This window comes from Nonomuraea sediminis (assembly GCF_018531495.1).
In the GTDB taxonomy this organism is placed as follows: Bacteria; Actinomycetota; Actinomycetes; order Streptosporangiales; family Streptosporangiaceae; genus Nonomuraea; species Nonomuraea sediminis.
In genome coordinates this window covers 293,999-311,044 of record NZ_JAHDTI010000010.1, presented here as the reverse complement: position 1 = coordinate 311,044, position 17,046 = coordinate 293,999, and the positions used below count along the sequence as shown (strand labels likewise).

General features: G+C 69.5%; 18 protein-coding genes. 10 read left to right on the top strand and 8 right to left on the bottom strand.

Annotated features, from left to right (window positions below; all coding sequences use genetic code 11):
- Nucleotides 1-2 precede the first annotated feature (2 nt).
- Entirely contained in the window at nt 3-215 is a 213-nt protein-coding gene (locus KIK09_RS36095) for a hypothetical protein (RefSeq protein WP_214323932.1), read from the top strand.
- Here the strand turns inward: KIK09_RS36095 and KIK09_RS36090 are convergent.
- On the bottom strand, nt 212-1,078 hold the full coding sequence (locus KIK09_RS36090) for an SCO6745 family protein (RefSeq protein ID WP_308164506.1): 867 nt from the start codon (nt 1,076-1,078) through the stop codon (nt 212-214). The two genes, KIK09_RS36095 and KIK09_RS36090, sit on opposite strands and share 4 nt — an antisense overlap.
- 84 nt (nt 1,079-1,162) lie before the next feature.
- Between KIK09_RS36090 and KIK09_RS36085 the strand changes: the two genes are divergently transcribed.
- Together KIK09_RS36085 and KIK09_RS36080 are read left to right on the top strand one after the other, a co-directional pair.
- Nucleotides 1,163-1,633, top strand: coding sequence for a pyridoxamine 5'-phosphate oxidase family protein (locus KIK09_RS36085; RefSeq protein ID WP_214323931.1), 471 nt, complete (start codon nt 1,163-1,165; stop codon nt 1,631-1,633).
- A 188-nt stretch (nt 1,634-1,821) separates the two neighbouring features.
- Nucleotides 1,822-2,268, top strand: coding sequence for an ABC transporter ATP-binding protein (locus KIK09_RS36080; protein WP_214323930.1), 447 nt, complete (start codon nt 1,822-1,824; stop codon nt 2,266-2,268).
- A 221-nt stretch (nt 2,269-2,489) separates the two neighbouring features.
- On the opposite strand, the gene KIK09_RS36075 is transcribed toward KIK09_RS36080, so the two are convergent.
- A complete protein-coding gene (locus KIK09_RS36075) occupies nt 2,490-3,539 on the bottom strand; it encodes a sigma-70 family RNA polymerase sigma factor (protein ID WP_214323929.1) in 1,050 nt (349 codons plus the stop codon).
- 178 nt (nt 3,540-3,717) lie between these two features.
- Between KIK09_RS36075 and KIK09_RS36070 the strand changes: the two genes are divergently transcribed.
- Together KIK09_RS36070 and KIK09_RS36065 are read left to right on the top strand one after the other, a co-directional pair.
- On the top strand, nt 3,718-4,017 hold the full coding sequence (locus KIK09_RS36070) for a hypothetical protein (protein ID WP_214323928.1): 300 nt from the start codon (nt 3,718-3,720) through the stop codon (nt 4,015-4,017).
- Nucleotides 4,018-4,205: 188 nt separating this feature from the next.
- Nucleotides 4,206-4,796 (top strand): dihydrofolate reductase family protein, encoded by a 591-nt coding sequence (locus KIK09_RS36065; RefSeq protein WP_214323927.1) that lies wholly within the window; start codon nt 4,206-4,208, stop codon nt 4,794-4,796.
- 493 nt (nt 4,797-5,289) lie between these two features.
- Here the strand turns inward: KIK09_RS36065 and KIK09_RS36060 are convergent, their stop codons facing one another.
- Both KIK09_RS36060 and KIK09_RS36055 read right to left on the bottom strand, forming a co-directional pair.
- The gene (locus tag KIK09_RS36060) at nt 5,290-6,045 is read right to left on the bottom strand and encodes an SDR family NAD(P)-dependent oxidoreductase (protein ID WP_308164505.1); all 756 of its coding nucleotides are present in this window, start codon (nt 6,043-6,045) and stop codon (nt 5,290-5,292) included.
- A gap of 18 nt (nt 6,046-6,063) precedes the next feature.
- Nucleotides 6,064-6,456, bottom strand: a complete 393-nt coding sequence (locus KIK09_RS36055; RefSeq protein ID WP_214323926.1) for a hypothetical protein — start codon at nt 6,454-6,456, stop codon at nt 6,064-6,066.
- Between the two features lie 291 nt (nt 6,457-6,747).
- Between KIK09_RS36055 and KIK09_RS36050 the strand changes: the two genes are divergently transcribed.
- Nucleotides 6,748-7,359: an IMPACT family protein gene (locus KIK09_RS36050; protein ID WP_214323925.1), complete on the top strand. Its 612-nt coding sequence runs from the start codon at nt 6,748-6,750 to the stop codon at nt 7,357-7,359.
- Between the two features lie 177 nt (nt 7,360-7,536).
- Here KIK09_RS36050 and KIK09_RS36045 read toward each other — a convergent pair whose 3' ends face one another.
- Entirely contained in the window at nt 7,537-8,766 is a 1,230-nt protein-coding gene (locus tag KIK09_RS36045; RefSeq protein ID WP_214323924.1) for an isochorismate synthase, read from the bottom strand.
- A 157-nt stretch (nt 8,767-8,923) separates the two neighbouring features.
- Here KIK09_RS36045 and KIK09_RS36040 point away from each other — a divergent pair, with 157 nt between their 5' ends.
- Nucleotides 8,924-9,760 (top strand): GDSL-type esterase/lipase family protein, encoded by an 837-nt coding sequence (locus KIK09_RS36040; protein ID WP_214323923.1) that lies wholly within the window; start codon nt 8,924-8,926, stop codon nt 9,758-9,760.
- On the opposite strand, the gene KIK09_RS36035 is transcribed toward KIK09_RS36040, so the two are convergent.
- Complete coding sequence (locus KIK09_RS36035; protein WP_214323922.1) at nt 9,757-10,470, bottom strand: HNH endonuclease family protein; 714 nt, start codon at nt 10,468-10,470, stop codon at nt 9,757-9,759. The genes KIK09_RS36040 and KIK09_RS36035 overlap by 4 nt on opposite strands.
- Nucleotides 10,471-10,642: 172 nt before the next feature.
- Between KIK09_RS36035 and KIK09_RS36030 the strand changes: the two genes are divergently transcribed.
- The 3 genes from KIK09_RS36030 (at nt 10,643) to KIK09_RS36020 (ending at nt 12,439) form a co-directional block, all read left to right on the top strand.
- Nucleotides 10,643-11,101 carry a fluoride efflux transporter FluC gene (locus tag KIK09_RS36030; protein ID WP_214323921.1) on the top strand — a complete coding sequence of 153 codons (459 nt, stop codon included), beginning with the start codon at nt 10,643-10,645 and terminating at the stop codon, nt 11,099-11,101.
- A complete protein-coding gene (crcB, locus tag KIK09_RS36025; RefSeq protein WP_214323920.1) occupies nt 11,098-11,454 on the top strand; it encodes a fluoride efflux transporter CrcB in 357 nt (118 codons plus the stop codon). Before KIK09_RS36030 ends, crcB begins: the two co-directional genes overlap by 4 nt.
- A gap of 64 nt (nt 11,455-11,518) precedes the next feature.
- Nucleotides 11,519-12,439, top strand: a complete 921-nt coding sequence (locus KIK09_RS36020) for a S1C family serine protease (protein ID WP_214323919.1) — start codon at nt 11,519-11,521, stop codon at nt 12,437-12,439.
- 5 nt (nt 12,440-12,444) lie between these two features.
- Here the strand turns inward: KIK09_RS36020 and KIK09_RS36015 are convergent, their stop codons facing one another.
- Nucleotides 12,445-13,722, bottom strand: a complete 1,278-nt coding sequence (locus tag KIK09_RS36015; RefSeq protein ID WP_308164503.1) for a glycosyltransferase family 4 protein — start codon at nt 13,720-13,722, stop codon at nt 12,445-12,447.
- A gap of 172 nt (nt 13,723-13,894) precedes the next feature.
- Nucleotides 13,895-16,984, bottom strand: coding sequence for a S41 family peptidase (locus KIK09_RS36010; RefSeq protein ID WP_214323917.1), 3,090 nt, complete (start codon nt 16,982-16,984; stop codon nt 13,895-13,897).
- Nucleotides 16,985-17,046: the final 62 nt, after the last annotated feature.

The window sequence follows — 17,046 nt, the reverse complement described above, 5'->3', positions numbered from 1 at the left end:
GGATGACGAACGACCTGGCGACCCTGATGCGGCAGGCGCAGGACGAGGACCCGCTCCAGGCGCTGCGCGCCACCACCGCCCTGCGCCACGAGCTGGAACGCATGGAGGCGGTGCAGGTGCGCCGCGCCCGGGTCGCGGGCCTGGCCTGGGCCCAGATCGCCAACGCGATCGGGGTCAGCAAGCAGGCCGTGCACAAGAAGTACGGCAGGGGCTAGTCGGGAGCCTTGACCGTGGCGATGCCGAGCGTGCTGGTCATCGGCAGCATGCCCGACTCGAACACCGCCCCCAGCAGCGGCCCGATCAGCTGCGACAGGCGCTGCGCCCGCTCCTCGCCCAGCGCCTGCCACGGCGGCGCCGCCAGCCGGTCGGTCGTCCGCTCCACCTCCTCGCGCAGCTCACGCCCCCGCTCGGTCGCCTGCCCGTCCCCGTCGACGAGTCCCCGTACGGCCAGCCGTTCCTGAGCCTCGGCCCACTCCTGCCCGGACCAGCCGCGCCCGGCGAACGCCTGCACCGGGGCGGCCCCGATCGCGGCGAACGACACCAGCGCCTCGCACCCGTCGAGCCCGGCGGCCAGCAGCGCGGCCAGATGCCCGTCGCCGCGGTGCTCGCGCAGGATCGTGGTCGCATGCCACAGGGCTAGCAGCGGCTCCTCCGGCCAAGGCAGGTCCAGGTTGGCCGCGGTGAACAGCCGGGCGGGCACGCTCACGCTCTCGGCCGCCCGCCTGGCCAGCTCGGCGGCCTCGGCCACCCCGGGCCCGTCGACCCGGTCGCCGAGCAGCGCCCGGTAGGTCCGTTCGACGGCGCGCAGCCGGGTCCGCAGCACCTGCTCGGGGGAGGCGACCTGCCAGATGGCGGGCACGTGCTCGCCGATGGCGCGGGGGCTGAAGCTGTAGTAGGCGGCCACGGCCGCGTTGGCGCCCACGGGACCCAGCGGGGCGGTGCGGTAGGCGAAGTAGCTGGGCCAGCGGGACTCGATGTCGTAGCCGAGCGCGGCGGCCTCCTCGAAGGCCTGCGGGGAGAAGTACAGGACGGAGTGCACGGGCTCCAGTTGGTGCCACATGCTGCGCGCGAAATTCACGCGTCGGACCTTACAGAAGTGTCGGACCCGGTTGCTACCGTCGACGTCGCACCTTGTGAATCTACTTTGTAAAGGGCGTGCGCTGTGGCATCTTGGCAGAACTTCGAAACGCAAGCACCCGAGCTCGCCAAGGTGGCGCGGGCCCTCATGGAGCGCCACAAGCACAAGGTGCTCGCGACGCTGCGCAAGGACGGCTCGCCCCGGGTCAGCGGGACGGAGTCGCAGTTCCGCGACGGCGAGCTCTGGATGGGCTCGATGCCCAACGCCCGCAAGGCCCACGACCTGCGCCGCGACCCCCGCATGGCGATCCACACCACCTCACCCGACACGGACGCGTCCAACGCGTCAGCCTGGGAGGGCGACGTCAAGCTGTCGGGCCGCGCCACCGAGATCCACGACCAGCAGATCCGCGAGTCCTTCAACATGCCCTCACCCCACTCCCACCTGTTCCGCATCGACCTCACAGAGGTCACCTGGACCCACGTCGACCAGGACGACCTCATCATCGACACCCGGCACCCGGGCAACCCCCCACGCCAACTCCGCCGCAAGTAACGGGGGTTGAGCAGCATCGGAACGGCCAGTGGCCGTTCCGATGCGGGTGGTCGTCGGGTGGCGTCCCGCGGGCCCGGTCACCGGTAGCGTCCTGGAGGGGTAGTGCTGGGTACACCGGCACTTTTCGCCTCAGCGCCCATGTGCCAAGATCCCCGCGCCGGTTGGATCGAAGCACGACATCGACAGATATGGTCCAGTTGCGGTCGGTGAGCATGGTGTACGGCTCCGGAGACCAAGCGGTGGCAGCGCTGGACGCCGTGACCACCGGTTTCGCGCCGGGCACGTTCACCGCGGTGATGGGCCCGTCCGGCTCGGGCAAGTCCACGTTGCTGCACTGCGCCGCCGGGCTGGACCGGCCCAGCGGCGGAAATGTCGTCATCGACGGCACTGACCTCGGCACGCTGGCGGAGAACGAGCTGACGCTGCTACGCCGCGAGCGGGTCGGGTTCGTCTTCCAGTCCTTCAACCTGGTCTCCGCCCTGACCGCGGAGCAGAACGTCGCCCTCCCGCTCCGCCTGGCGGGGCGCCGGCCCGGCGTGGAGGAGGCGCGGACTGGGCATTGGCGCACGATCCGGTTCCGATGTTCCTCAGACCCCGTCTCCTGCTGGCACAGTCCTGGCTGCAGAACGTGTTGATCGCCTGGCCTGGCCATGGCCTCGCTGCCGACGATCGTCTTCTTCCACCCAAGAGCTGTTCTCGAATCGAATGGGAGGATGGCCACCCCGCACTTGTTCGCGGTTCGCCGGTGTGACAGCCACGCCACGGCGTCCCGCGCCGGAACTTCGTTGAAGAAGCCTGAGGCAATCATCCGGGCTCTGCCTTCAGGCGCGGGACAACGGGTGGCGGCAGGAGTCTGTCAATCTGTTTCGGGGAGGGTTCGGGGTAGTCCGAAGCGTGTCATGACGTTGGTGTTGTTGAAGCCGGTGATGGTGGTGATGTGGTCGCCGGCGGTGGTGATGACCAGGAGGCTGTAGGCGCGGTAGACACTGGCGTGGGGGTCTGCCAGGTACAGGCCGAGGGCGGGCTGGCCGTTGGCGCGGGTGGGTACCGCGCGGTAGGTGCGGCCGGGGCTGAAGACGACGGCGGCGAAGACGCGCTGGGCTGATTCGATGCCGCGGAATTCCAGCATGGCCGGGGGCATGGAGAGTCTCACGTCGGTGACGAGCAGTCCGATCAGGGCGTCCAGGTCGGCGCGTTCCAGGGCGTCGGTGAGCCGGGCGATGAGCCGGTGTTCGGCGGCGGTGTCGGGTTGGCGTGCGGGCTTACGGCTGCCGGTGCCGCTGCTGGAGTCGGCGAGGTGGTTGTCGACGGTGGCGCGGGCGCGTTTGAGGGCGCTTTGAACCGATTCCTGGGTGGCATCGAGCATCTGGGCTACCTCGCCGGCGCGGTAGCCCAGGACGTCGCGGAGGACGAGCGCGGCGCGTTGGCGTGGGGGCAGCAGTTGCAGGGCGGTGATGAAGGCCAGGGAGATGGCCTCGGTGGTCTCGTAGCGGGCCTCCGGTCCGGGGCACTGGTCGACGAAGTGGTCGAGCAGGACGTCGGGGTAGGGTTCCAACCAGGGTGGGGCGTCGCCGGCGCCGGTGGGTTCGGGCAGGGTGGCCTCGGGCAGCGGGGAGGCGATGCGGGGGCGCCGGCTGTCGGCGCGCAACATGCTCAGGCACCGATTGGTCGCGATCTGATACAGCCAGGTCCGGAGCGAGGACCGCTGGCCGAACTCGCCGAGGTTACGCCAGGCGGACACGAGGGTCTCCTGGAGTGCGTCCTCGGCGTCCTGCAGGGATCCCAGGATGCGGTAGCAGTGCACCTGTAACTCGCGGGAGTGGCCCTGGACCAGGTCGCGGAACGCGTTGTGGTCGCCGGCCCGAGCCCGAGCGATCAGGTCCGTCGTGTCCATCTCCATCGGCATGCATCCTCGCTCTTCTTCTTTCCGCAGGGCCCGTTCGGCTCGCTCAACAATAAAGACGCCGTCGGCTTGGCGAATTGGGCGGCGTTGCGCCGCCCAATCGGGGCGGGCGATGGCGTCTACCCGGTTGGAGGCGGCCCCAGTCCGGGGCGCGCCCCGGATACAGAACAGGACCGGGATTATGGCCAAGTACGTTTTCTCCTTCCGCGTGCCCTCCGACTACGCGCCCGGCGCCGAGACGACGGCCGAGTGGCAGGCCTGGTTCGGCGGGCTGGGCTCGGCCCTGGTGGACATCGGCAACGCGGTCACCGAGTACGCCTCGCTCGGCGAGGTCGGCGGCAGCCACTCCCGGATGATCGCCTACTCGGTGGTGTCCGCCGAGGACATCGACTCCGCGCTGGCGCTGGCCAAGGACTGCCCGGTGATGCGGGTCGGCGGCGGGGTCGAGGTCGGCCCCGTGATGGAGGCCGCCGGGTCGTGAGCGACGCCTGACCGCATCGCGCCGCCGCAGGGGTCGTTCCTGGCGACCGGGCGCGGCATGGTCACGCCGACGCTGCTGTGCGCGGTGACGTTCCTGGACGTACGGCTCCATCGTGAACGTCGCGCTGCCGACCATCCGTACGCATCTAGACCAGTGATAGCCGACAACATTGTCAAAGGAGCACGGAAATGGGAAAGATCGTCATCAGCTCAAATGTCACACTCGATGGAGTGGTCCAAGACCCGGACGGCCAGGAAGGCTTCGAGCTGGGGGGCTGGTTCCACCAGGTCGTGGGGGGCAAGGACCTCGAAGGCTGGGCCGCCAATGAGACGGAGGAAGCGCTGGGTGCCGAGGCGCTACTGCTGGGCAGGCGGAGCAGTGAGTGGTTCGCGTCCCGGATGCCATCGTTCGGTGTCCGCGTAAGCCGCAAGTGGGCGGACAGAATGAACAGCATCCCCAAGTACGTCGTGTCGTCGACTCTCGAAGATCCTCAGTGGAGCAACACCACGGTCCTCAACGGCGATGCGGTAAAGGAGATTTCGGAGCTGAAGCGGAAAGTGGACGGGGAAATCCTGGTCTACGGCAGCTATCAGCTCGTGCGCATACTGATGGAGGAGAACCTGGCCGATGAACTGCGGCTGGTAGTTTTCCCGGTCGTGCTGGGAACCGGCCTGCGTATCTTCGACGAGACCAGCGACAAGAAGCCGCTGCACCTGGTCAGCACCCGAAAGATGGGTGACGGCCTGGTGTTCTGCACCTACGAATTCGGGCAAGGCTAACTGCTGTAGACGGCGACGGAGTCGCGTTCATCGGTGTTGAAGTAACGTCCCTCGTTCTGACGGAATTCGGGGAGAAGCTTGGTGGAGGGCGGGGGCATCCACTCAACCCCGGGTCCAGAAACCAAGTACGCCTGTTACCCGCATTGAGTAGATCTTGAGCGTAGCGGTGCGGCTACGGTCGCTGATTCTGCTGGGCGGCGGTGAGGGTCTTGTGGACGACGCCGACGGAGACCTTGACGCTGGGGACGGTGGGCAAGTCGACGCCCGGAGAGAGGCGGGCAGCAACACCGGGGGACTGCGGGCGAGTCGGGGTCTGGGGTTGGTGGGCAACAGGAAGCCCCGGGGGCTGGCGGCGAGCACCGCACGTCGCCATGCTCCCGGACGCGCCCCTTGGGTGCCGGGTCGGCGGGACGTGGTGCGGCGGTCGTCGGCGCCCCTGTACGGCGGGCAAGCCCGGGGGCGGGGGATGGGGCGGCTCTGGGCGGGGGAGTGGTCAGTGGACGGAGAAGCCGCCGTCGACGTAGAGGATTTGGCCTGTGATGAAGGCGCTGGCGTTGGAGGCGAGGAAGACGGCGGCACCGGCGAAGTCTTCCGGTAGGCCGTTGCGGCCGGACATGTGGCGGGCCGCGAGTTCCTCGATGCGGCCGGGGATCGCCTGGGCGGGTTCGGTGAGGGGGGTCAGGACGAAGCCGGGCACGATGGTGTTGACGCAGACGCCGTGTTTCGACCACGCCTCCGCCTGGGAGCGGGTGAGCCCGGCGATGGCCGCCTTGGCCGCGCCGTACACGCCGCTGTTGCCGAAGGCGCTGATGGTCTGCTGTGAGCCGAGGTTGATGATGCGGCCCCAGCCGCGGGCGGCCATGCGCGGCCCGTGGTGCTGCCCGAGCAGGTAGGGCGCAGTGAGGTTGACCGCGATCGTCTGGTCGTAGTCGTCGAGGTCGAGCTCGGCCATGGGCTTGCGGATGTTGTTGGCCGCGTCGTTGACGAGGATGTCGATCTCGCCGGCGGCGGCGCAGACGCGCGCGACGTCGTCGCGGGAGCCCATGTCGGCGCTGATCCAGGAGGCTTTGACGCCGTGCCCGGCGAGTCGCTGCGTGGCGGTCTCGAGCTCGGGTTCGCGGCGGGCGACCAGGACGACCTCGGCGCCGGCGCGGCCGATGGCCTCGGCCATGACGTAGCCGATGCCGGAGCTGCCGCCGGTCACGAGCGCGCGCCAGCCGTCCAGGGAGAAGAGGTCATGCAGGTACACGAGTGGCCAAACTACCACTCAGCGCGGGTATTCCACCTTGGCGCTGTCGCCGGTGATGATCAGGCCGCTGTTGTCGCCGCCGACGGCCACCGAACGTTCGCCGGAGGCCACGACCCGACCCGCGGGCAGCATCTGGGCGATCTCGTCGGCGAGCGTCGGGTCCTCCTCGAGGGCCTCGCGGATGGCAAGCTGCAGCGCCGAGCGGTTGAGCTCGTCGTCGGGCGCCTTGGCCACGCGCTCGATGGCCTTGCTGCTGTCGGCGTCGCCGCGGCCGAAGATCCGCTGCAGGATGCGGGTGCCGCGCCCGACGGTGGTGTCCGCTGCCAGCTCAGTGGTCTTGGTCAGTACGGCGGCGCCGTACGCGCTGATGGCCGAGGTGACGTACGGCATGACGTCGCTCGCGATGTCCACGGGCACCTCCTGAGGTCCTGCATGGATTGACGCGGCCGGACCCGCGAAAGTTCCGCGGTCAGGAGTGCCTGGGCGAGTGGCTTTCGCGCGCCTCCTCGATGGAGAACGTGGAGCTGGGAATGGAGAACGCGGGGGCTGGGGGACGGGGTGGTGTGGGAGAACCGCGCCACCCAGCGCAGGGGGGCACGGCGCACGGAGCGGCGGCCGTCGGGGTGGGCGTGGCGCTGACCGGGGGTGTCGCGTCGTCCTGGGCTGTTTGATCTACTTTGTAAAGGCGCTAGCCTGGAAGGCGTGGCCTCCTATCTCACTCTCAAAACCATCGTCGAGCACGAGAGCGAGGTCCGACGGTCGAGGTTCGTGTGTGCGATCGCGCCCGCGTCGAGCGTGGAGGAGGCGGCGGAGTTCATCGCCGAGCGCCGCCGCCTGCACGCCGGGGCGTCGCACAACTGCACCGCGTACGTGATCGGCGAGCGCCTGCAGAAGGGTGACGACGACGGCGAGCCCGGCGGCACGGCCGGTACGCCGATGGTGCAGGCCCTGGTGGGCCGCGGTTACAGCGATGTCGTCGCGGTGGTGACGCGCTATTTCGGCGGCATCCTGCTGGGGGCGGGCGGTCTGGTCAGGGCGTACGGCTCGGCGGTGACGGAGACGCTGGATCGCGTGGACCCGATCAGGATGGTGCCCGCCAAGCTCGTCCACGTTTTCGTGGCGCACGATCAGGCGGGCCGGGTGGAGAACGATCTGCGTGCTTCCGCCTATCCGGTGCAGGATGTGGTCTATGCCCAGCAGGTCCGCTTCTCGGTGGCGGTGGAGGACGTGCCCCGTTTCACCGACTGGATCGCGACCCTGACGGCGGGCAGGGGCGCCGTCGAGGTGATCTCAGACATCCACGTCCCGGCCTGACGGCATTCCCGCGCGCGGTTCTTCCAGGCGCCGCGTCGGCGAGAAGGTGTATGGCGGACAACCCGGGACACGTGTCGCCGTGGCGGTGGGTGAGTGGCATCGACTCGCCGGAAGCGCCGGGCACGGGTCCTCAGCCGGAGTGTGGCGGGCGGCCTGCCGTACAAGCGGGGGAGAAGGTCATCCTTCGAGGGCGTATTGCATGACGCGGAATTTGGCCTGGGCTTCGGCGAGCTCCATGGCGGGGTTGGAGTTGGCCATGATGCCGCCGCCGGCGAACAGGCGGGCGCGGCGGCCGTTGATGATGCCGCTGCGGAGGGCGATGCCCCATTCGCCGTCGCCGTGGGCGTCGATCCAGCCGACGGGGCCTGCGTAGCCGGCGCGGTTCATGCCTTCGAGTTCGCGGATGACTTTGATGGCGGTGTCGGTGGGGGTGCCGCCGACGGCGGCGGTGGGGTGCATGGCGGCGACGACGTCGAGGACGGAGGCTCCGTCGGCGAGGCGGCCGGTGACGTGGCTGGCCAGGTGTTGGACGTTGGGGAGGACGAGGAGTTCGGGTTCGTCGGGGGTGGTGAGGGAGGAGCAGAGGGGCGCCAGGGTGTCGCGGACGGAGGCGATGGCGCATTCGTGTTCGTAGCGGTCTTTTTCTGAGGCGAAGAGGGCGGCGCCGCGGGTGAGGTCGTCGGCGGGGTCGGTGCCGCGTGGTGTGGTGCCTGCCAGGACGAGGGATTCGATTTCTTGTCCTGTGCGGCGGATGAGGAGTTCGGGGGTGGCGCCGACGAGGCCTGCTACGGAGAAGGTGTAGCAGTCGGGGTAGCGGTGGGCGAGGCGGGCGAGGAGGAGGCGGATGTCGATGGGGTGTTCGGCGGTGGCGAGGAGGTCGCGGGCGAGGACGACTTTTTCGAGTTCGCCGTTGCGGATGCGGCGGATGGCGCGGGCGACGAGGTGTTCCCATTCGGGTGCGGTGAGGCTGCCGTCGCCGTAGCTGATGCGTCCGGGGTCTTGGAGGGGGGTGATGGGTTGGAGTGGGGCGTCGCCGATGGTGGTGAGCCAGGCTTGGCCGTTGCGGCGGGCGAGGATGGTTTGGGGGACGACGAGGACGCTGCCGGTGGCGTCTTCGTCGAAGGTGAAGGTGCCGAAGGCGACGGGTCCGCTGCCGGGGGTGCGGACGTGGTCGTTGACGTGGGCGTCTTCGAATACGGTGGTGAGCCAGGTGCGGGCCCAGGTGAAGCGGTCGGGTCCTGGGGGTACGTCGACGCGGGCGGCTTCTCCCCAGCCGACGAGCCCTTCGCCGTGCTTGACCCAGGCGAAGGGTGCGGTCTTGGGTAGGGCTGCCAGCAGGTCACCGGGGTCACCGATAGGGGTGCTGCGAACCGGTAGTGGGCGGGTGGTCCCGAGCGCGACACTCACTCAACACATGCTATGCGGCAACTGAACACGTTCGACTCGGACCCCGCCGAATAGGGGCATCCTGGCGGTGGGTGGTCTGTCAAGCGGTGATATTAAGTGGGTTGTGTGTCGGCCAATGTGAGGGCCGGGGGGCGGTTGGGTCCTTAGCGTGTGGACCATGATCGGTCGCCGCCTCGTGCCTGTCCTGGCCGCTGTCGTGTTGGTGTTTGTTTCGGGTACGGCGCGTGCCGCGTCGGTGGAGCCGGTGCCGGGGGTGATGGCGGCGCTGGGGGACTCGATTTCGGCGGGTTTCAATGCGTGTGGCTGGTATGTGTCGTGTACGTCGCGGTCGTGGTCGGCTGGGGACAACGCGCAGGTGGACAGCCACTATCTGCGGTTGTTGCAGGTGAGTTCGGCGATCAAGGGGCATAACCGGAATTTCGCGGTGCCGGGGGCGACGAGTGCGGATCTGATGGGGCAGGTTCGTCAGGCGATCGAGGCGAAGGCCGGCTATGTGACGATTCTCATAGGGGCGACGGATGTGTGTACGCCGTCGGAGCGGGAGATGACACCGGTCCCGGTGTATCGGCAGCGGTTGGATGCGGCGCTGGCAGCGTTGCGTGGGGGGTTGCCGGGGGTGCGGGTGTTCGTGTCGAGCATTCCGGATCTGCGGCGGTTGTGGCTGGCGGGTAAGAGTAATCCGATCGCGCGGATGTTCTGGGCGGTGGGGCGGATCTGTCCGACGATGCTGGCGAATCCGACGTCGACGAAGCGGCGGGATGTGGATCGGCGGGCGCGGGTGCGGGCTCGGTTGGTGGCGTTCAACCGGGAGTCGGCGCGGGCGTGTGCGGCGTTCGGTCCGGAGTGTCGTACGGATGAGGGGGCGGTGTTCTCGTATCCGTACTCGATTGATCACATCAGCCGGTGGGATTACTTCCATCCGAATGCCGATGGGCAGCGGTTGCTGGCGGAGCAGACGTTCAAGCACGGGTTCGACTGGGCGGATGTGCGTTAGCGGCACTGGGCGAGCATGGTGGCCTTGTCGGCTTTGGTGACGGGCAGGTCGTATTTGAGGGCGACCTGGGCGAAGCGGGTGACGTAGGCGCAGCGGATGGTGTGTTGCGGGGGTAGCCAGGAGGCGGGTCCTGAGGCGTCTTTCTGTTCGTTGGCGGCGCCGTCGACGGGTAGGAGTTCGAGGGGGTCGTTGGCGAAGTCGATGCGTTTGGTCATGGGCCAGTGGTTGGCGCCCATGTGCCAGGCGTAGGCGAGGGGGACGATGTGGTCGACCTGGATTTCGTCGGCTTTGTCCTTGTGCCAGTTGATGGTGCGGCCGGTGTAGGGGTCGGTGAGGCGTAGGGCGATGAGCTCGCAGTGGGAGCCGGGCCGGTAGGTGAGGTCGGTGCCGTCGCGGGCGAGCAGGTCGTCGCGGGTGCGGCAGCCGTTGTGGGCGTAGGGGACGCCGGCGGCGGTGTCGGCCCAGTTGGCGCCGTATTTGGTGCGTTCGTAGCCGGTGCCTGGGCCGCGGCCTTTGGTGGTGAGTCTGGTGATGAGGGCGCGGGCGTCGGCTTTGTCGGCTGCGTTGGTGATGGGGGCGAGGCCGGGCCGGGTTCCGGCGGTGTTGCCGAGGGGGCTGGCGGCGGTGGCCTGTTGGGTTTTGGTGTTGCCGAGTAAGGAGACGACGAGTACGGCGCCGGCCAGGATGGCGACCGCGTCTTTGGTGCTCAAGCGCGCCTCCGTGAACCATCCCCGCATGGTCGTCGTTGGGTTGCATTCCCTTTGTGGGGCGGTTTGACACGGGTGGGTACGCTAAGGGATCTGCGGTGGTGGGGCTCGCCGCCTGAATTCGCGCTTGGTCGCCAACGGTCCCTGTCCGCTCTTTGTGTGATGGGGGTTTGTCGTGGAGGAGCGACCGATAGATCCGGATGTGGATCTGCATATAGCCGCGCAGCGTTCTGAGCTGCATTGGCCGGTGCTCTCGGTGATTTCGGCGGGTGGTGTGCTGGGGGCGTTGGCCCGGTTCGGGTTGCAGGCGGCCTTTCCTGTGCCGTTCGGCGGGTTTCCGTGGGTGACGTTCTGGATCAACGTGGTGGGTTGCCTGTTGATCGGGGTGCTCATGGTGTTGATCACTGAGGTGGTGTCGGCGCATCGGCTGGTGCGGCCGTTCCTGGGGGTCGGGGTGCTGGGCGGGTTCACCACGTTTTCGGCTTATGTGGTGGACATTCAGCGGGCGGTGGCTCAGGGGGCGCCGGTGGTGGGGTTGGCGTATCTGGCGGGGACGCTGGTGGCGGCTCTGGTGGCGGTGGTGCTGGGGGTGCGGGTGACGCGTTCGCTGGCCCGGGTTCTGGTGGCGTCGTGACGGTGCTGCTCGTGGTGCTGGGGGCGGCGGTGGGGGCGCCGTTGCGGTATCTGGCGGATCGGGCGGTGCAGGCCCGGCATGCGACGGTCTTTCCGTGGGGGACGTTGACGGTCAACGTGGTGGGGTCGGCGTTGCTGGGGTTCCTGGCCGCGTTGCCCGCGTCGGGCGGGGCCATGTCGTTGCTGGGCACGGGGTTGTGCGGGGCGCTGACGACGTATTCGACGTTCGGGTACGAGACGGTGCGGCTGGTGGAGGTGGGGGCCCGGTTCCACGCGGTCGCCAACGCGGTGGCCAGCATCGTGGCGGGGCTGGGCGCGGCTTATCTCGGGGTGGCTGTCGCTCAGGCTTTGTGAGGTCGGGGTGGGCGCCGGCGGGGTGGGGAGTTACCGTGTAATCCTGTAAGCAAAGGAGTGCGCGATGGCGGATCCCCTCGACGCCTACTCTCATGTGGTCTCGTCCGTGGCGGCCGAGCTGCTGCCGAAGGTGGCCAGCGTGCGGGCGGGGCGGGGCAGTGGGTCTGCGGTGGTGTTCACCGCTGACGGGTTCTTGCTGACCAATGCCCACGTGGTGGGCTCGTCCAGGTCGGGCACGGTCGGCTTCGCCGACGGTTCGGCGGGCGATTTCCTGGTGGTGGGGCGTGACCCGCTGTCGGATCTGGCGGTGATCAGGGCGCAGGTTCCCACGCCCGCGCCCGCGGTGCTGGGCGACAGTGACGAGCTGGTGGTGGGGCAGCTGGTGGTGGCGGTGGGCAATCCGCTGGGGCTGACCGGGTCGGTGACGGCGGGGGTGGTGTCGGGGCTGGGGCGGTCGCTGCCGGCTCGCAGCGGCGCCGCCGTACGGCTGATCGAGGATGTGATCCAGACCGATGCCGCGCTGAACCCCGGCAATTCGGGCGGGGCTTTGGCGGACTCGCGGTCGCGGGTGGTCGGGATCAACACGGCCGTGGCGGGGATCGGGGTGGGGCTGGCGGTGCCGATGAACGCCACGACCCGCTCGATCATCGCCGCGCTGATCCGCGACGGCCGCGTACGGCGGGCCTACCTGGGCCTGGTGACCTCGCCTGCGCCGCTGCCCGAGGCGTTGCGGCGGCGCACCGGGCAGGACGGCGCGTTGCGGGTGGTGGAGGTGGTGCCGGGTTCACCGGCCGACCGGGCGGGGCTGCGGACGGGGGATCTGGTGCTGAGCGCGGGGCGGGCGCCGGTGGTGGATGCGCAGAGCCTGCAGCGGCTGATGTTCGCCGAGGCGATCGGCAGGCCGCTGCCCATCACGGTCTTCCGCAACGGCGCGCTGGTGGACGTGATCGCCGAACCCGTCGAGCTCACCGGCGCCCAGGCCTGACCCTTCTACACCGCGGTGGTGGCGGGGGGCGGCTCGGGTTTGACGTAGGTGCCGTTGCGGCGGGCGACGAGTTCGTCCATGAGGGCCTCCCACTGCGCGCCGATGACGTCGACGCCGTAGGTGTGGGCGGTTTCGAGGGCGTTGGCGGCCAGGTGGCGGCGCAGCTGCTCGTCTTCGATGACGCGGATGATGGCGGCGGCGAGGTTGTCGTTGGTGCGGGGTTTGACCAGCAGGCCGTCGACCTCGTCGGTGATCATTTCCTTGGGGCCGTGCGGGCTGTTGAAGCTGACGATGGCCAGTCCCTTGCCCATGGCTTCCAGGATGGTCATGGGGAAGCCTTCGTGGCGGGAGCTGAGCACGAAGATGGAGGCCTGCTCCAGGACGGCGCCGACGTCGCTGGTGGCGCCGGGCAGTTCGACCTTGCCCTGCAGGCCGGCTTCGACGACCTGGTTGGCGAGGTTCTCCTCCTGGGGGCCGGCGCCGTAGATGCGCAGCGTCCAGTCGGGGTGGGCCTTGGCGACCTGTTCCCAGGCGGTGATGAGGCGGTGGAAGCCCTTGATGCGGGTCATGCGGCCGACGGCGACGACGACCTTGGACTCGAGTTTGGCCTGGCCGCCGGTCATGGACGGCACGGCGTTGGGGATGCGGGCCAGGCGCTTGGGCTTGCGGGTCAGGGCGTTGCGGTAGTCGCGCAGGTCGGCCTTGGTGAGGGTGACCAGGGCGTCGAAGCGGCGGTAGCGCCACCGGATGAGTTCCTGGACCGATTCGGGCTGGGTGCGCAGGGCGACGTGTTCCTGGCCGATGGTGATGACGCCGGGCGGGGCGAGCTGGGCCATGGCCAGGTTGAGGCCGGGGCGGGTGGACATGAGCACGCCGCCGTCCAGGGCGCGGATGTAGCGGGCGATCTTGAGGTCGGTCCAGACGTTGAAGCGGTGGTAGGCGGTTTCCTCTTCGGGGATGAGGCGGCTGTGCATCTTCGACAGCCACGCGGGGATGCCGTGGTGGGGCTTGAGCCTGTTGTCGAGGAAGCGGACCTTGACGCGGGGGTCGAGGGGGAAGAAGGGTTCTTCGGCCTCTTTGAGGATGGACACGATCTCGACGTCGTGGTTCTCGCACAGGTAGTTGGCGAGGTTGAACACGGTCCTGATGGTGCCGCCCATGCCGTAGGCGTGCAGCAGGAGGATCCGGATCTTGTCGGTGGAGGGAGGCGGCGCGTTGCGCAGTTTGCGCCGGTTGTAGGCCCTGTAGAGCCTGCCTGCCATCGCCTTCGCCTTGCGTGCCACTGCGCGCACCTGCGGGATCCCCCTTTGTAGCGGAAAGAGAGTGTCTTTAACACACGTGGCCGGTGGTGGGAGTTGCTCCCGCCACCGGCTTATTGTCTCGCTTCTGTGGAGTGCACCGGTCAGTCCCCGTGGTGCTGTCCCCATCTACCGTCTTTAGACGTCATAAGTGCTCTCAAGGTTGCATGCGTGGTCGGCGGTTTGGGTCCGGGGTGTGCGGCGGGTGTTGTTTCAGCAGGTCGAGGGCCGCGTTGATGGCGGTTTCGAGTTGCCGGTCGATTCCGGCTGCCCAGTCCTGCGGCGTGATGTCGACCTCGATGTCCGGGTCGGTGCCGTAGTTCTCGACCTGCCAGCCGACGTCGTCGAAGGCGAAGGAGAATTCCGGTTGCGTGGTGAGGGTGCCGTCGGCCAGGCGGTGGCGGGGCCAGATGCCGATGACGCCGCCCCAGGTGCGTTTGCCGACGAGGGGGCCCAGGCGCAGCAGTTTGAAGGTGTGGCTGAAGATGTCGCCGTCGGATCCGGCGTATTCGTTGGCGATGGCCACCAGGGGGCCGCGCGGTGATTGGGGCGGGTAGGGCTGGGGTTGCCCCCAGCGGGGGTAGTCGTAGCCGAGGCGGTGGCGGGCGAGCTTTTCCAGCAGGAGGGAGGAGACGTGGCCGCCGCGGTTGTAGCGGACGTCGACGATGAGGGCGGGGTGGTCGTATTCGGCGAGGAAGCCGCGATGGAATTCCCCGAAACCCTCCGGCCCCATATCCGGTATATGCAGATATCCGACTTTGTTTCCGGTTTTGCGGTGGCAGTGGTGGCGGTTGCCGTCGACCCAGTCGCGGTAGCGGGCGGGCTGCTCGTCGGCCAGCGCCTTGACGGTGACGGTGAACTCGCGCCCGTCGCGGCGCAGCGTCAGCTCGACCTCCTGGCCCGCCTGGTTGACCAGCCGCTCGTCGGGGGTGCCCGCGGCGCCGATGGGCGTGCCGTTGATCGCCAGTACGGCGTCGCCGCGCCGTACGTCGGCTCCCAGCCGGTTCAGCGGCGAGGTGGCGGCCGGGTCCCAGGGGTCGCCGGCCACGATGTGGCCGATGTGGTAGATGCCGTCGCGGTAGTCCCAGTCGACGCCGAGCTTGCCCTGCCGGTAGTCGGGCCCGGGCCGGTATTCGCCGCCTGATTCGTAGGCGTGGCTGGTGCCCAGCTCGCCGTGCAGCTCCCACAGCAGGTCGGAGAACTCCCCGCGGGTGGACACGCGCTCGACCAGCGGCAGGTAGCGCTGGTAGACGGCCTGCCAGTCGACGCCGGCCATGTCCTGGCTCCAGAAGTGCTCGCGCTGCAGCCGCCAGGCCTCGCGGAACATCTGCCGCCATTCGGCCTCGGGCCGGACCGACACCTTGACGCGCGACAGGTCGATCCAGCCGCCGGCCCGGCCGGGCTCGTCGTCGTCGCCTTCGGGGACCTGGTCGGCCTTGACCACGCGCAGCCGGTCGCCGCTGCGGTAGAGCAGGCTCTTGTGGTCGCGGCCGAGCTGGAAGTCGGTGACGTCCTCGGCGAAGGTCTCCTGCTCGAGTTTGGCGAAGTCGTACAGGTGCAGGGTGCCCTCGCCGTCCAGGGCGGTGGTCAGCAGCAGCGCCTTGCCCTTCAGCCCGGCGACCCGCTCGTAGCGGCCCTCGGGCAGGGGGAAGGCGGTGACGCGGCGGGCCAGCCCGTCCAGATCCACGCGCACCTGCGGCGGCTCGTCGTCGTCCTCGGCGGGTTCCTTGACCTCCAGCGGGCGTGGCAGCGGCACGAACGGGTCGGGCGCGTCGGCGCGCAGGGCGACCGCGTAGGGGCGGGTGCCCAGCGGGAAGCCGAGGTCGAACCGCAGCTGGTCGTAGACGGGGGAGAAGACGCGCTGGCCGATGAAGTACAGGTAGTCGCCGCGCGGGTCGAAGGCGGGCCGGCCGTCCTTCAGCACCGGCTCGCTGGCGTGCGCGGTCCGGCCGGACTCCGGGTGGTACAGCTTGATCGCGGTGGTCTGCGGGGTGAGGGGGCCGGCCCAGGCCAGCCACTGCCCGTCGGGCGACCAGGCCAGGTCTTCCGGCGCGCCGTAGGGGTTGGCCTCCACCAGGACGGCGGGCCCGCCGGCCAGGTCGAGCAGGTGCAGCTCGTGGCGGTGGTTGGTGACCGCGACGCGGTCGTGGACCGGGTCGCAGGCCAGCTCGACGATCCTGCCGAGCCGCGCGAGGACGGGCCCGCCGAGCACCAGCAGGTACTCCTCGTCGCCGTCGTCGCTGGCCGCGGCGATCAGGCGGCCGTCGCCGAGCCAGGTCACCAGCCGGTAGCGCACCCCGTCCTGTTCGCCGTGCTGGCGGACGGGTCCCTCCCAGCAGGCCATGGTGTAGGCCTTGCCGCGGGCGGTGACCGCCAGGGCGCTGCCGTCGGGGGCGAGGGTGGCGCCGTCGAGGTAGTCGGCGGCCTCGACGAAGCGGCGGTTGCGCTGGGTGCGGGAGGAGGCCAGCCGTACCTCCAGCCTGCGCGCCTCCTGGCCCGGGTCGAGCAGGTACAGGTCGGCGCCGGCGTGGTAGACCAGGCGGCGGCCGTCGCCGGTCAGGTTGCGGGCGTAGAAGTCGCGGTGGTGGGTGTGTTTGCGCAGGTCGTCGCCGTCAGGGGTGCAGGAGTAGACGTTGCCGACGCCTTCGTGGTCGGACAGGAAGAACACCCGCTCGCCGCTCCAGCAGGGCGAGGCCAGGTTGCCGGGCAGGCGGATCAGCCTGCGGAACTGCCCGTCGCCGGGGTCGATCCACAGGTCGCCGGTGGTGCCGCCGCGGTAGCGCTTCCAGCGGGCGGGGTCGGCGGTGTTGCGGCCCAGCACGATCATGCCGCCTGGCCCGTGGGCGATGGAGGCGGCCGGCCCGTACGGCAGGCGTTCCGGGACCCCGCCGGGCTCGACGCGGTGCAGCCAGGCGCGGCCGTCGAAGGGCTGGCTGGCGTCGCTGGCGTACAGGATGCGGCCCTCGGGGTCCCAGCCGGTGACGGTGCAGCGGGCGCCGTGGAAGGTCAGGCGGTGGGCGGCGCCGCCCTCGGCCGGCATCACGTACACCTCCTCGGGCCCCTCCTCGCGGCCGACGAAGGCGAGCTGCTCGCCGCGCGGGGAGATGCGCGGCGAGCGGGCCTCGGCCTGGCCGGCGGTCAGGCGGAAGGCGCGGCCTCCGGCGGCGGCCACCATCCACAGGTCGTCCTCGGCGGCGAAGACGACCACGTCCTGGAAGACGGCGGGGAAGCGCAGGTAGGCGGACATGCGGCCTCCAAGACGAGACAACCGGGGGCCGGTGCCCCCGGTTGCCTGATCGATGTCCAGGA

What these genes read in the sequence shown, in the direction of transcription:
- KIK09_RS36010 (WP_214323917.1), bottom strand. Translation starts at nt 16,984, where the DNA reads ATGTCCGCCTACCTGCGCTTCCCCGCCGTCTTCCAGGACGTGGTCGTC.
- KIK09_RS36040 (WP_214323923.1), top strand. Translation starts at nt 8,924, where the DNA reads ATGATCGGTCGCCGCCTCGTGCCTGTCCTGGCCGCTGTCGTGTTGGTG.
- KIK09_RS36095 (WP_214323932.1), top strand. Translation starts at nt 3, where the DNA reads ATGACGAACGACCTGGCGACCCTGATGCGGCAGGCGCAGGACGAGGAC.
- KIK09_RS36020 (WP_214323919.1), top strand. Translation starts at nt 11,519, where the DNA reads ATGGCGGATCCCCTCGACGCCTACTCTCATGTGGTCTCGTCCGTGGCG.
- KIK09_RS36080 (WP_214323930.1), top strand. Translation starts at nt 1,822, where the DNA reads ATGGTCCAGTTGCGGTCGGTGAGCATGGTGTACGGCTCCGGAGACCAA.
- KIK09_RS36075 (WP_214323929.1), bottom strand. Translation starts at nt 3,539, where the DNA reads ATGCCGATGGAGATGGACACGACGGACCTGATCGCTCGGGCTCGGGCC.
- KIK09_RS36065 (WP_214323927.1), top strand. Translation starts at nt 4,206, where the DNA reads ATGGGAAAGATCGTCATCAGCTCAAATGTCACACTCGATGGAGTGGTC.
- KIK09_RS36070 (WP_214323928.1), top strand. Translation starts at nt 3,718, where the DNA reads ATGGCCAAGTACGTTTTCTCCTTCCGCGTGCCCTCCGACTACGCGCCC.